Origin of the sequence: Terrabacter sp. Root85 (assembly GCF_001429185.1) — a bacterium.
GTDB lineage: Bacteria > Actinomycetota > Actinomycetes > Actinomycetales > Dermatophilaceae > Terrabacter.
Genome location: NZ_LMIW01000001.1, coordinates 114,017 through 127,827 on the forward strand (window position 1 = coordinate 114,017; position 13,811 = coordinate 127,827).

Here is a 13,811-nt window from a genome sequence, read left to right on the forward strand (position 1 = left end):
GTCAAACGCATGCGTGACAGCGCGGACCGACCCTGGGTGTGAGCCCGCTCAGACGTTGAAGCGGAACTCCACGACGTCGCCGTCGGCCATGACGTAGTCCTTGCCCTCGATGCGGACCTTGCCGGCGGCCTTGGCGGCGTTCATGTTCCCCGCCGAGACGAGGTCGTCGAACGAGACGACCTCGGCCTTGATGAAGCCACGCTGGAAGTCGGTGTGGATGACGCCGGCGGCCATCGGGGCGGTCCACCCCTTGCCGATCGTCCACGCACGCGACTCCTTGGGGCCGGCCGTGAGATAGGTCTGCAGCCCGAGCGTGTGGAAGCCGGTGCGGGCGAGCTGGTCCATGCCGGACTCCTCGGCGCCGAAGCTCTGGAGCAGCTCGAGCGCCTCGTCGGGCTCCATCTCCATGAGGTCCATCTCGAGCTTGGCGTTGAGGAAGACGGCATCGGCCGGTGCCGCGAGCTCACGCAGCGACGCCTGGAGGTCCGCGTCGGCGAGCTGGTCCTCGTCGAGGTTGAAGACGTAGATGAAGGGCTTGGTCGTCAGCAGTCCGAGCTGCTTGGCCTCGGCCAGGTCCACCCCGGCAGCCGGCCCGGCGGCATACAGCGTGTGGCCCTCCTCGAGGACCTTCTGCGCGGCGACCGCGAGGTCGACGGCAGCCTTCCTGTCCTTGTTGACCCGGGCCTCCTTCTCGAGGCGGGGCACGGCCTTCTCGAGCGTCTGGAGGTCGGCGAGGATGAGCTCGGTGTGGATCGTCTCGATGTCGCTCGCGGGGCTCACCTTGCCGTCGACGTGGACGACGTCTCCGTCCTCGAAGGCGCGGACGACCTGGCAGATGGCGTCGGCCTCGCGGATGTTGGCGAGGAACTTGTTGCCGAGCCCCTCACCCTCGGAGGCGCCGCGGACGATGCCGGCGATGTCGACGAAGCTCACGGTCGCCGGGAGGATCTTCTCCGAGCCGAAGATCTCGGCGAGCGCGCCGAGGCGCGAGTCCGGCAGTGGGACGACGCCGACGTTGGGCTCGATCGTCGCGAACGGGTAGTTCGCGGCGAGCACGTTGTTCTTGGTCAGCGCGTTGAAGAGCGTCGACTTGCCGACGTTGGGGAGACCGACGATTCCGATGGTGAGTGCCACGAGGACAAGAGTTTAGTGGTGATCGGGCCCGGCTCCGACCACGAGGGCGTATGCCGCCCTCCCCCGCTCACGCCAGCGTCCAGTCCCAGCCGGGCTGCCATGCGAAGGGCGCGGTGACGAGCTGCTCGAGCGGCACCCCGTCGAGCAGGTGCTGGAGCGCCCAGCGGTTGGCGGAGTGGGCGATGAGGAGCACACGCTCGCCCTCGTGGTCGCGCCGCAGGTCGCGCAGCACGTCCGCCGTCGCGTCGACGACGTCACGGTAGCTCTGTCCGCCGCCCGGGAAGGGCACGTCGACGTGGTCGAGCCGCACGCGTTCGAGGTCGGCGACGGGCCCCCCGTTCAGCCGGCCGTAGTCGCACTCGCGGAGCCGGGCGTCGGCGTGCCGGGGCACGTCGGTGCCGCCGTAGGCGAGCTCGGCCGTCTCGACGGCACGGGCCAGGTCGGAGGTGTAGACCGCGGCGAACCCGCCCGCAGGTCGCCGTCGCCCGAGCTCGACGGCGAGACGACGACCCTCCTCCGAGAGACGACCGCGGAGCCAGCCGGTCGCGACCCCGGCCTCGTTGTCCTCGGTGATCGAGTGGGTCTCGTAGACGAGCTCGACGCTCACCCGCCCGCCTTGGGCAGCCGCACGCCGCACAGCTGGCGGGACTGCGCGACGAGGTTGCCGGCGGAGTCCCAGATCATCGCGTCCTCCTCCATCATCCCGCCGCCGAGGGTGTCGCTGCCGAGCGTCACCTGCAACCAGCCCGGTTCGGGTCGCCGCCGCACGTGACCGGTGAACTCAAGCGTCGGCGTCCAGCCGAAGAGCCCGAGGTCGAAGGCCACGGGGGGAAGGGCGTCGAGCGCCATCATGAGCATCGTCGTGTCGGGCTCGCGGCCGTCGCGCAGCCGCAGCCAGCCGCGCATGACCCCGCGCATCGAGGGCTTGCCGAGCGCCCACCCGGCGGTGCTCGGGTCGAGCCGCAGGTCGAGCCGCTCGAGGAACTTCGCGTTGGCGAGGAAGTCGGGCGGCGCCTGCTCGGCCGAGACGCACTGCTCGGGCGGCGGCATCTCGGGCGGGCTCGCCTGGCGCTGCACGTCGAGGTCGGTGAGGTTGCCGAACGAGCCGATGGCGCGCATCCGCTCGACGGGCCGGCCGTCGTCGCCGGTCTGGTGGATCGTCATCTGCCCCGTCGAGAGCTTCCGGCCGCACCGCATCACCTCGGTGGTGACGGTGAACGGCCCGGGCTGCGAGGCGGTCATGAAGTACGCCGACAGCACGACGGGGTCGACGTGCTCGGTCGTCTCGGTCGGGTCGGAGGCGAGGTGCTCGCCGAGCGCCCGGAGGGCGGTCGTCATGACGAGGCCGCCGTTGACGGCGTTGCCGATCATCCACTCCTCGTGGAAGGTGCCGTGCCGCTGCGTGGGGTCGTCGCCGGTCTCGAGCCGGGTCGCGTCGTCGTACTCGCTCACGGACAAGGTGTAACAGACGTCCCCGACGCGCCGCCCACCCCGGGCGTATGCCGTCCGCCACGTCCCGCCCGCCGCAGCCGTCTGGGACGTGGCCGGGTGTCGCGTCCCCACGGTGTCGGCGCCGTCTGGGACGGTGCTCGCATGGACCTCACCGCTCTGCTCGTCGGCCTCGTCATCGGGGCACTCGTCGGGGGCCTGCTCGCCTGGCTCTCGGCCCGCTCCGCCCTGCTGGCCCGGTCGGCCGGCGCCGAGGCCGAGCGTGACGTGCTCCGGGAGCGCGTGGCCGACCTCGAGGCCGCCCGCGACGTCGACGACACGACCGCGAGCCTGCTCGCCCCGCTGCGCGACACCATCGGCCGGGTCGAGCGCCAGGTCGGGGCGCTCGAGCGCGACCGGTCCCTCCAGTTCGGCCAGCTGGGCGAGCGCCTCACCGAGGTGAGCCGCTCGACCGAGTCACTCCGCTCCGAGACGGCGACGCTCGCGAGCGCCCTCAACGCCTCCACCGTCCGCGGCGCCTGGGGCGAGGTCCAGCTGAGGCGCGTGCTCGAGCTGGCGGGCCTCATCGCCCGCTGCGACTTCGACGAGCAGGTGACGCGCGTCAGCCGGCACGGCGCGACGGTGCGACCCGACGCGGTCATCAACCTGCCCGGCTCCCGTCACGTCGTCGTCGACTCGAAGGCGCCGATGGCGCACTTCCTCCAGGCCCACGGCGACACCGTGTCCGAGGTCGAGCGTGCCGAGCTGCTCGCCGCCCACGCCACCTCGCTGCGGCGGCACGTCGAGGGCCTGGCCGCCAAGGCGTACTGGACGGCCTTCACCCGCTCCCCCGAGGTCGTCATCTGCTTCGTCCCTGGCGAGGCGATCCTCGCGACCGCCCTCTCCGACGACCCCGGCCTCTACGAGCACGCCCTCTCGCGCAAGGTCGTCCTCGCCTCCCCGGGCACGCTCTTCGCCGTCCTGCGCACCATCGGGGCGATCTGGCAGCAGGACGCCCTCGAGCAGAACGCCCGCGAGCTACTCGTCATCGGCCAGGACCTCTATGCGCGTCTGACGACCCTCGGCGGGCACGTGACGACGATGGGCCAGTCCCTCTCGCGCTCCGTCGAGCAGTACAACCGGTTCGTCGGCACCCTCGAGTCGCGGGTGCTCGTCACGGCGCGACGCATGCACGAGCTGCACCTGACCACCGACGCGCCCCCGACCCTCGAGCCGCTCGAGGTCGCGCCGCGCTCGCTCAGCGCGGCGGAGCTGACCGACGACCTCGGGCGCACGGCCCGGGACGACGCGTTCCTCGGCCATGCCGTCGGGCGCAGCGGGGCAGTTGGCCAGGGGGGCACAGGCGCCGCCGGCGTCGACTCCCGTCAGGGGTCCGACGACGACCCCCGCGAGCAGTCCGCCTGAGCCGGACCGTCCGGCGCGGCCGGTCGACGCGGGAGCGTGGTCGTCGGCTCGTCGGGGTGGCAGCCGTGGGCGCCCCTGTGCGGCAGGCAGTTCGGGTCGCGGCCGGCGATGTCCGATTTGTCCGGGAAGTGGACACCTGCTACGGCGCCGCGGACAATACGCGCGTGGGATTGGGTAGATCGTGACCGGGGCGGGGGGCCCGGGTCCGGAGGACTCCAGCGCGCCGACCCGGCGCATCGGTCCGTACGAGCAGAGCCTGCGCGAGTCGCGGGAGCGTCTCGAGGCGGCCGAGCGCGAGCATGCCCGCCGGCGCCGTCGCACGCGCGTCATCGCGGCCGTCGCGACCCTCGCGGTGGTCGCCGGCGTTGGCTACGGCGCCTTCCGCTACGTCGGACTCCGTGAGGTCCCGACCGCCCTGCCCACCACCGCTGCCCAGCCGACGTCGTGCGCCGACGCGGTCAAGGTCCGGGTGTCCGTGGCCCCGGCCATCGCGCCCGCCGTGGCCGCTGCCGCCGAGTCCCTCGCCGGACGTCCGGACGGCCCGTGCGCGGCCTACACGATCGACTCCGAGGAGCCCTTCTCCGTCGCAGGTTCGCTCGGCGGAGCGGGACGTCCGGACGCCTGGATCACCGACTCCTCCGTCTGGGTCGGGCGCGCGAACGCCGTCTCCGGTTCCACGGTCACCCCCGGCGAGCCCTTCGCCTCGAGCGCCGTCCTCGTGGCGATGAAGGACGAGACCGCGTCCGGCCTCGGCAGCCGACTGCGCTGGGCCGACCTGCTCGGTGGTCCCGTGCCGATGCGCATCCCCGACCCGAACCGGTCGGCGATCGCCCGGATCGCCCTCGGCGTCGCGTCGACGTCGCTGCCGGACGCGAGGCTGCGCGCGCTCGCGGCGGCGTCGGCGCCCACGGGCACCGGCGGCGTGTCTCTCGCCGGCATCGCGACGGCCGGGCGCAGCGTCGGGGCCGTCGTCTCGCAGGCGCAGCTCGTCGCGTGGAACACCGCCCACCCCGACCAGGCGCTGGCGGCCGTGGCGCCGTCCGAGGGAGCCCCGGCCCTGGAGTACTCCCTCGTGTCGCTGACGAAGGATCCGGACAAGACCGGTCCCGTCACCGCGCTGGAGCACTACCTCACATCGGCGGACACGCGGAAGGTCCTGCAGGACAGCGGATTCCGCACGGCCGATGGCGACCCCAAGGATCCGTCGCCGCTGTACGGCGAGATCCACGTGGCCGGTGAGGCCGAGGGCGCCTCGCTCACAAAGGCCGCCGGCCTCTGGAATGCCGCAGCGAAGAAGACCCAGGCCCTGCTCGCCGTCGACGTCTCCGGCTCGATGCTCGAGCGCGCCGACAATGGCACCCGTCTCGCGATCGTGCAGAAGTCGACGGCCCGCGCCGTGGCCGCCGTCTCCCCGACGACGATGGCGTCCCTGTGGATCTACTCGCTCCACGTCGGCAGCCGCGCCGACGACTATCGGCAGCTGACCGACTACGGCAGGCTCGGCGTCAGCAAGAGCCTCGGCGCGCTGGACGACGCCGTCGCACGGCTCGACACCTACGTCGGCGGCGGGAGCGGGCTCTACGACACCATCGCCGCCGCCTACGACCGCGCCCGGTCCGCGTGGCGGCCCGGCTACGCCAACACCCTCGTCATCGTCGCCGACGGCCCCAACGAGGACGACTACGGCCTGACCCTCGAGCTGCTCAAGAAGCGTCTCGCCGCCGCGAAGGACCCGAAGCGGCCGGTCCGGGTCGTCGTGCTCGGCATCGGCGGTCGCGCGGACGCGGCCGCGATGCGCCAGGTCGTGGCGATCACGGGTGGCCAGTACGTCTCGACCGAGACGGTCCAGGACCTCCAGCCGGCCCTGACGACGGCGCTCGGCGGCTGACGGGGCGGCGGGGACGCGAGGGCGTCATCGCGTCAGTGGAGCGAGCCGGAGTCCTCGAAGGCGGCGTCGTGGCGCACCGTGCCGGCGTCCTCGCCCTTGGCGGCCTTGAGGTCACGGCGCAGCTCGTTGGGCAGCGAGAAGAGCAACGACTCCTCGGCGGCGATGACCGCCTCGACCTCGCCGTAGCCACGCTCCGCGAGCCACGTCAGCACGTCACGCACGAGCACCTCCGGCACGCTGGCACCCGAGGTGACACCCACGGTCGAGACACCGTCGAGCCACGCCTCGTCGATCTCGTCGGCGAAGTCGACGAGATGCCCGTCCCGGGCGCCGTGCTCGATCGCGACCTCCACGAGGCGCACCGAGTTGGACGAGTTGCGCGACCCGACGACGATCATGAGGTCGGTGTCCTTGGCCATCTGCTTGACGGCGAGCTGGCGGTTCTGGGTGGCGTAGCAGATGTCGTCGGAGGGCGGGCTCTGCAGCGCCGGGAACTTCTCCTTGAGGCGAGCGACCGTCTCCATCGTCTCGTCGACCGACAGGGTGGTCTGCGAGAGCCAGACGACCTTCTCCGGGTCGCGCACGGTGACGTTGTCGACGTCGGCGGGACCGTCGACGAGCGTGATGTGCTCAGGGGCCTCGCCCGCGGTGCCCACGACCTCCTCGTGCCCCTCGTGCCCGATGAGGAGGATGTCGAAGTCGTCGTCGGCGAAGCGGACGGCCTCGCGGTGCACCTTCGTCACGAGGGGACAGGTCGCGTCGATCGTCTTGAGGCTGCGGACCCGCGCCTCCTCGTGCACGACGGGGGCCACCCCGTGGGCCGAGAAGATGACGGTGGCACCCTCGGGCACCTCGTCGGTCTCGTCGACGAAGATCGCGCCGCGCTTCTCGAGCGTGGTGACGACGTGCTTGTTGTGCACGATCTGCTTGCGCACGTAGACCGGCGGCCCGTAGAGCTCGAGGGCCTTCTCGACGGTCACGACCGCCCGGTCGACGCCGGCGCAGTAGCCGCGTGGCGCCGCGAGGAGGACCTTCTTGGCGGACGTCTGGTCGGCTGGCTCGCTCATGGGCCCATCGTACGGTGGCGCACCGCTCGCCCCCGATTCGCCGCCCGGGCCGCGAGGACGCCGCAGCGGGCGAGGACCGGCCAGGCACCGCTCGACGAACGACCTCGACGCGGGCCCTGGACTCGACCACGTCGTCAGGGTCCTCGCGCCAGAAGGCCCGCTTGACGGCATACGCACCCGGGTCCGTGACGGGCCGGTGGACCTCGCCCATGGCGCCTCGTGCGACCCACTCCATCGAGCGGACCGAACCGAGCGCGTAGCGGTCGGCCACCCAGCGCGCAGTCTCGTCAGGCTCGGGGATCACCCGCGCCGACGCCAGGTGCGTCACATCGACCCGGCAACACCTTTAGGGTGACGCGGGTGAGCATGACGAGCCCGCTGCCCGACAAGGCCGCCGACACCACGGCCGAGCAGCCGTGGCCGGTGCGGGTGCTCAGCCTCAAGATCTCCGACTACGTCGACCGGATGAGCCAGCTGTGGGTCGAGGGCCAGGTCGTCCAGTTCAACCCACGCGGCGGCACGGCCTTCCTCACCTTGCGCGACCCCGACGTCGACATGTCCCTGTCGGTCTCCGTGCCGATGAACGCCGTCAACGCCATGCCGATCCCGCTCGCCCAGGGCGCCCGGGTCGTGCTCCAGGCCAAGCCGACGTTCTGGACCAAACGCGGCACCCTCCAGCTCGAGGCACGCCAGATCCGTCCCGTCGGCATCGGCGACCTTCTCGCCCGCGTCGAGATCCTCAAGCGCACGCTGGCTGCCGAGGGCGTCTTCGACGCGGGACGCAAGCGACCGATCCCCTTCCTCCCGCACCGCGTCGGCCTCATCACCGGACGCAACTCCGCGGCCGAGAAGGACGTCGTCGAGAACGCCCGGCGCCGTTGGCCCGCCGTCCTCTTCGAGATCCGCGAGGTCGCCGTGCAGGGCACATCGGCCGTCACCGAGGTCGTCGAGGCGCTGCGCGAGCTCGACGCGATGTCGTCCGTCGACGTCATCGTCATCGCCCGCGGTGGTGGTGCGCTCGAGGAGCTGCTCCCCTTCTCCAACGAGGCGATGGTCCGTGCGGTCGCCCAGGCCCGCACCCCCGTCATCAGCGCCATCGGGCACGACGTCGACACCCCGCTGCTCGACCTCGTCGCCGACTGGCGGGCCTCGACACCGACAGACGCCGGCAAGAAGGTCGTCCCCGATGCCGCCCACGAGCGCGCCCTCGTCGACGCGGCACGCGACCGTGTGCGCCGCGCGCTCGTGCGCCGGGTGGAGGCCGAGCGGTCCGGGCTGCGCTCCCTCGTCTCCCGTCCCGTCATGGCCGACCCGGTCGCCCTGGTCCGCGCGCGTCGTCAGGAGGTCGCCGCCCTCCGGGCGCGGGCCACGACGCGCGTCGAGGCCCGACTGCACCGCGCCGCCGACCAGGCCGAGCACCTCCGTCGCCAGGTCGTGGCCCTCTCACCCCAGTCGACCCTCGAGCGCGGGTATGCCGTCGTGCAGCACCGCGACGGCCGGATCGTCATGGACCAGGACGACGTCGGGGTCGGCGAGCTGCTCCGGGTCCGCGTCGCTCGCGGCGACTTCGGCGTACGCCCCGTGACCGCCGGCGCCGAGGACGCCCCACCGAAGGCCTCGACGCGCAGGACCGCGGCTCGGAAGACGACGAGCGCCCCTGCCCGGAAGGCGGCCTCACCACGCACGCCCCGGGCGGGCAAGCGGCCCGACACCCCGCCGGAGCCGACCGGTGGCGGCGACGTCACGACGCCGTAGGGTGGCGCCCATGGCTGACGCGACGACCACCGACGGCTTCCCCGACATCGCCGGGATGCGCTACGAGGACGCCCGTGAGGAGCTCATCGCGATCGTCGCCCAGCTCGAGGCCGGGCAGGCCCCGCTCGAGGACTCGATGCACCTCTGGCGTCGCGGTGAGGCGCTCGCCGCGCACTGCGCGACGTGGCTCGACGGTGCCCAGGCCGAGATCGAGCGGGCGACGCGTCCGACGTCTCCCGCAGCACCGACCGGCGAGCTGCACGCCGACGACGAGATCTTCGACGAGGACGACGAGTCCTGACCGACCGCCCCTGACCGACGGGCCTCGACCGACGGGCCTCGACGGGGTCGGGTCAGCCGGTCGTGGTCGACGGCGCGGGGGTCACGCCGGGCGCGGGCGTCACGGGCGCGAGGGCCGCGACGAACGCCTTGAGCTCGTCCTCGGGCGCGGTGCCGCTCGCCACGAGCGTCAACCCGCGAGCGCCGTCACCGCGGGCGACGTAGGCGACCTGGCCCGCGTCGTTCGCGACGAACTTCTCGAACGTGCGCCCCGAGACCGTCACGGTGCCGGCGGCGTCCCCGTCGTCGACCGAGCGGGAGACCCAGCCCTGGGTCGCGCCCGCCGCCTGCTTCAGGGCGATGTCCTTGCCGCTCGGGGTCGTCCAGACCGTCGTGAAGGTCTGGACCTTCTCGGTGCCCGGCGCATACGTCGCCACGGTCGGCACCCAGCCGTCGCCGAGGCCCTTCGGCAGCTGGACCGGCCACGACGTCTGCGCCGCGACCTGGCTCGCCTTGCCGGCCGCGTCGACGGCCGGGCGCTGCACCTGGGTGATGCGGGGGACGATCGCGACGAGCGCGAGCACGAACAGCCCGATGACGAACATCGAGCGGAACATGTTGGGGAAGGTCCCGAGCGAGTAGCGGCTCGGCGGAGCGGCCGGCGTGGTGGGGCCCGCGGCCTCCGGTGACTCGGTCGCCGGAGCGGGGGTGGTCTCTGCCGGGGGTGTCGACGGCGTCGACGGGGTGCTCATGCCCCCCATGGTCCCCGACTCCCGGACGCGGTCCAAACGCGGGTGTGGCCACCGATAGGCTGGCGCCGACTCGTTCTGCGCCGACGGAGGACCTTTGATGAAGCACAGCCAGCCGGATCGCAACCTCGCTCTCGAGCTGGTCCGGGTGACCGAGGCAGCAGCCATGGCCGGGGGCCGCTGGGTCGGCCGCGGCGAGAAGAACAAGGCCGATGGTGCCGCCGTCGAGGCGATGCGCGCCATGATCTCGACCGTCAGCATGCGCGGCGTCGTCGTCATCGGCGAGGGCGAGAAGGACAACGCCCCGATGCTCTTCAACGGTGAGCAGGTCGGTGACGGCACCGGCCCCGAGGTCGACGTCGCCGTCGACCCGATCGACGGCACGACGCTGACGGCCAAGGGCATGAACAACGCCGTCGCCGTCATGGCCGTCGCCAACCGGGGCGCGATGTACGACCCCTCGGCCGTGTTCTACATGGACAAGCTCGCGACCGGTCCCGAGGCGGCCGAGGTCGTCGACATCCGGCTCCCCGTCGCCGAGAACATCCGGCGCATCGCCAAGGCCAAGAAGGAGACGCCGGCCGACGTCACGGTCGTCATGCTCGACCGGCCGCGCCATGAGCACCTCGCCGAGCAGATCCGCGACACGGGCGCCCGCATCCGCTACATCGTCGACGGCGACGTCGCCGGCGCCGTCATGGCCGCCCGCCCGGGCACCGGTGTCGACCTGCTCCTCGGCATCGGCGGCACCCCCGAGGGGATCATCGCCGCCTGTGCCATCAAGTGCACCGGCGGCGTCATCCAGGGCCGGCTCTGGCCCAAGGACGACGAGGAGCGCCAGAAGGCCCTCGACGCCGGTCACGACCTCGAGCGGGTCCTGTCCACCGACGACCTCGTCGTCGGTGAGTGCTTCTTCGTCGCGACCGGCATCACCGACGGCGAGCTGCTCCGAGGCGTGCGCTACGGCGCGAAGTCGGCGCGCACCAACTCCCTCGTCATGCGCTCGCGCAGCGGCACCATCCGCACCATCGACAGCGAGCACCGCTTCGACCGCCCGGGCTGGTTCGGCAGCACCGACATGATCGAGGAGTGAGGACCGCCACGATGTCCGACCCGACGCCCCCCTCGTCGCCCGTCCGCACCCTCGTCGTCGGCGAGGCCCTCGTCGACGCGGTCACGACCGCCGGCGGCGACACGGCCGAGCACGTCGGCGGCAGCCCCGCCAACGTCGCCTTCGGCCTGGCGGCCCTCGAGCACCCCGTCGACCTCGCGACGTGGATCGCGACCGACGAGCGCGGTCGCCGCATCGAGGACGCATGCCGTGAGCGCGGCGTCGCCCTGACGGCGGGCTCGCAGGGTGCACCCTTCACCTCCGTCGCGCACGCGACGCTCGACGCCACGGGTGCCGCGACGTACGTCTTCGACCTCGAGTGGCAGGTGGCCGCGGTCCCCGGCCTCACGACATACGGCCACGTCCACACGGGCAGCATCGCCGCCGTCCTCGAGCCCGGCGGCGGTCAGGTGCGCGAGATCCTCGCCGCGGCCCGCGAGCTGGGCGCCACCGTGTCCTACGACCCGAACGCGCGGCCGTCGCTCATGGGGCGTCCCGAGCAGGCCCGTCACACCATCGAGAGCTCGATCGCACTGTCCGACGTCGTCAAGGTCAGCGACGAGGACATCGAGTGGCTGTGCCCCGGCGAGGCCATCGACGACGTCGTCCGCGCATGGGGTGAGCTCGGACCCTCCCTCGTCGTCGTGACACGCGGGGGCGAGGGCACGGTCGTCCGCGTCACCCGCACCGGCGAGCAGCAGGCGCTCCCGGCGCCCACCGTCACCGTCGTCGACACGGTCGGGGCCGGTGACTCGTTCATGGCGGGGCTCGTGTCGGGCCTCATCGATGCCGGGCTGCTCGGCGGACCGGACGCGCGGACCCGTCTGCAGGCGGCGTCCCTCGCCGACGTCGTGCCCGCGGTGGAGCGCGCGCTGCGCACCGGAGCACTCACCGTCGAGCGCGCCGGGGCCCATGCGCCGACCCGAAACGACATGGCCTGAGGACAATTCGGGCATTCGACAAGAAGGCCAGCAGTCGGGCACCATTCTGCGCGACTCGCCGGGTAGTTTTGGCCGGTGGTTCACCCTGACGCCCCGGTGCCGGGGCGTCCTCATGTGAGGAAACCTCGTGTCCAACCCCACCCCTCCACAACGCCCCGTCGGCCCGTACGAGCAGAGTCTCATCGAGAGCCGCGCCAACCGTAAGGCCCTCGAGGCCAGGATCGCCGCGGCTCGCCGCAACCGCATCATCGCCGCCGTGCTCGGCGTCGTGCTGCTCGCCGGGGCCGGCGTCGGCGGCTTCGTCTGGTGGAAGGGCCGGGAGGTGGCTCCCGTCGCCGCCCTCACGGCGACCCCTGGCAAGTCGTGCCCCGACCGCACCCCGGTCTCCGTCTGGGTGTCGGAGGCGGCCCAGCCCGCGGTGCTCGCGCTCGCCAAGGAGTACCAGGCCGACCCGGACTCCCCGTGCGTCGACTACGTCGTCAAGGGCAAGGCACCGATCGAGGCCATGATCGGTCTGGGCCAGGGGCAGCCGGACCGGCCCGACGCCTGGATCCCCGACTCCCCGCGCTGGGTCGAGCGCGTCAACGAGGCCGCCAAGCTCAACGCCAAACCGGCGGGCGCCTTCGCCAAGAGCCCCCTCGTCATCGCGATGGACCCCGCCCAGGCCGACAAGCTCGGTGACCAGCCGAAGTGGCTCGAGCTCGTCGCGTCGGACAGCCCGATCCGGATGAGCGACCCCCGTTCGACCACGGCCGGCATGCTGACGCTCGCCTCGGCCCTGCCGGAGCTGTCCAACGAGCAGGGACGCGTCGTCATCCCCAAGCTCGCCAAGGGTGCGGCCGCCTCGGTCGACGACCTCTTCAGCGCCTACAACGCCGACCCCGCGACCGCGGCGGCCTTCCCGGTGTCCGAGGCCGACCTCATCGACCACAACCGCCTCTACCCCGACCACAGGATGGTGTCGGTCACCCCGAGCGAAGGCACTCCGGCCTTCGAGTTCTCCCTCGTCAACGTCGCGACCGACCCGGTCCGCGACCAGGCCGTGGAGCTGCTCCGTGCCTACCTCATGACGCCGACCGCCGCCAAGATCTTCGCGCAGTACGGCATCCGCTCGACGGCCGTCCCCGTCACCATGCCGACGCCGGCGGGCAGCGTGGGCGACGTCAAGATCGGGCCGAGCCCCGACGCACAGACCGTCACCGCCGCCACCAACGTCTGGCAGTCGGCGACGACCGACTTCTCGATCCTGTCCGTCTTCGACGTCTCCGGCTCGATGAACGACAAGGTCGGCGACACGACCCGCGTCGCCATCACGCAGGAGGCGGCCGGCATCGCCCTGGCGGCCCTGCCCAAGACGACGAAGCTCGGGCTCTGGATCTTCTCCATCGACAAGGGGGGCAAGGGCCAGGACTGGCGCGAGCTCGCGCCCATCGCTCGCCTCGACGACGACTCCCACCGGGCCGTCGTCGCGACGGCCGCGAGCACCCTCGCCAAGAACGTCGGCGGCGGTACCGGGCTCTACGACACGATCTGGGCCGCCTACCAGAAGGTCAAGCAGCAGTACGACCCCAACCGGGTCAACGCCGTCGTCATCCTCACGGACGGCCGCAACGAGGACCCGAAGGGCATCTCGCTCGAGCAGCTCAAGGCCAACCTGCGCGCTGCGAGCGACCCGACCAAGCCGATCGCCATCACGACCATCGGCATCGGGCCCGACGTCGACCCCAAGGCGCTGTCGCAGATCTCGAAGATGACCTACTCCGACTTCTACGCGGCGCCGTCCCCGGCCGACATGACCACCGTCCTCGCCCGGGCGCTCTTCGACCACGAGTGCAAGAACGGCCGCTGCGTCTGACCCGACGGGCCAGACGACGCCGTCGCCACACCTTTCACAGCAGAAACACGCACGACCCCCGGTCCGCCGGGGGTCGTGCGTGTTTTCCGGCCGTCCAGAGACGGCGTGTCGCGGGTAGGTCACGGGCAGGTCACCCCACTAGACCCGCCTGCGGTGACGCGGTAGGAATGAGGTGTTCC

General features: G+C 72.2%; 12 protein-coding genes. 7 read left to right on the forward strand and 5 right to left on the reverse strand.

Going from position 1 to position 13,811, the window contains the following annotated elements; translation table 11 throughout:
• Window positions 1–48: 48 nt before the first annotated feature.
• From ychF to ASE25_RS00520, 3 genes are all read right to left on the reverse strand, one after another.
• Window positions 49–1,134: a redox-regulated ATPase YchF gene (gene ychF, locus ASE25_RS00510; protein ID WP_056822030.1), complete on the reverse strand. Its 1,086-nt coding sequence runs from the start codon at window positions 1,132–1,134 to the stop codon at window positions 49–51.
• Window positions 1,135–1,201: 67 nt separating this feature from the next.
• Window positions 1,202–1,741 carry a histidine phosphatase family protein gene (locus ASE25_RS00515; protein ID WP_056822033.1) on the reverse strand — a complete coding sequence of 180 codons (540 nt, stop codon included), beginning with the start codon at window positions 1,739–1,741 and terminating at the stop codon, window positions 1,202–1,204.
• Entirely contained in the window at window positions 1,738–2,586 is an 849-nt protein-coding gene (locus ASE25_RS00520) for a thioesterase family protein (RefSeq protein ID WP_056822035.1), read from the reverse strand. The genes ASE25_RS00515 and ASE25_RS00520 overlap by 4 nt, the downstream gene beginning before the upstream one ends.
• A gap of 141 nt (window positions 2,587–2,727) precedes the next feature.
• Between ASE25_RS00520 and ASE25_RS00525 the strand changes: the two genes are divergently transcribed.
• A complete protein-coding gene (locus tag ASE25_RS00525; protein ID WP_056772601.1) occupies window positions 2,728–3,987 on the forward strand; it encodes a DNA recombination protein RmuC in 1,260 nt (419 codons plus the stop codon).
• 181 nt (window positions 3,988–4,168) lie between these two features.
• Entirely contained in the window at window positions 4,169–5,875 is a 1,707-nt protein-coding gene (locus ASE25_RS00530; protein WP_056822038.1) for a substrate-binding domain-containing protein, read from the forward strand.
• A gap of 32 nt (window positions 5,876–5,907) precedes the next feature.
• Here ASE25_RS00530 and ASE25_RS00535 read toward each other — a convergent pair whose 3' ends face one another.
• Window positions 5,908–6,942: a 4-hydroxy-3-methylbut-2-enyl diphosphate reductase gene (locus ASE25_RS00535; RefSeq protein ID WP_056770981.1), complete on the reverse strand. Its 1,035-nt coding sequence runs from the start codon at window positions 6,940–6,942 to the stop codon at window positions 5,908–5,910.
• Between the two features lie 366 nt (window positions 6,943–7,308).
• On the opposite strand from ASE25_RS00535, the gene xseA reads away from it, so the two are divergent.
• Window positions 7,309–8,697: an exodeoxyribonuclease VII large subunit gene (gene xseA / locus ASE25_RS00540; protein WP_056823699.1), complete on the forward strand. Its 1,389-nt coding sequence runs from the start codon at window positions 7,309–7,311 to the stop codon at window positions 8,695–8,697.
• Window positions 8,698–8,707: 10 nt separating this feature from the next.
• Window positions 8,708–8,998 carry an exodeoxyribonuclease VII small subunit gene (locus ASE25_RS00545; RefSeq protein ID WP_056770982.1) on the forward strand — a complete coding sequence of 97 codons (291 nt, stop codon included), beginning with the start codon at window positions 8,708–8,710 and terminating at the stop codon, window positions 8,996–8,998.
• A 52-nt stretch (window positions 8,999–9,050) separates the two neighbouring features.
• On the opposite strand, the gene ASE25_RS00550 is transcribed toward ASE25_RS00545, so the two are convergent.
• The gene (locus ASE25_RS00550; protein ID WP_056823704.1) at window positions 9,051–9,728 is read right to left on the reverse strand and encodes a DUF4245 domain-containing protein; all 678 of its coding nucleotides are present in this window, start codon (window positions 9,726–9,728) and stop codon (window positions 9,051–9,053) included.
• A gap of 97 nt (window positions 9,729–9,825) precedes the next feature.
• Here ASE25_RS00550 and glpX point away from each other — a divergent pair, with 97 nt between their 5' ends.
• The 3 genes from glpX (at window position 9,826) to ASE25_RS00565 (ending at window position 13,632) form a co-directional block, all read left to right on the forward strand.
• On the forward strand, window positions 9,826–10,818 hold the full coding sequence (gene glpX, locus ASE25_RS00555) for a class II fructose-bisphosphatase (protein WP_056770987.1): 993 nt from the start codon (window positions 9,826–9,828) through the stop codon (window positions 10,816–10,818).
• A complete protein-coding gene (locus ASE25_RS00560; protein WP_082622621.1) occupies window positions 10,815–11,777 on the forward strand; it encodes a carbohydrate kinase in 963 nt (320 codons plus the stop codon). The genes glpX and ASE25_RS00560 overlap by 4 nt, the downstream gene beginning before the upstream one ends.
• A 127-nt stretch (window positions 11,778–11,904) precedes the next feature.
• Window positions 11,905–13,632 carry a substrate-binding and VWA domain-containing protein gene (locus tag ASE25_RS00565; RefSeq protein WP_056822039.1) on the forward strand — a complete coding sequence of 576 codons (1,728 nt, stop codon included), beginning with the start codon at window positions 11,905–11,907 and terminating at the stop codon, window positions 13,630–13,632.
• Window positions 13,633–13,811 lie beyond the last annotated feature (179 nt).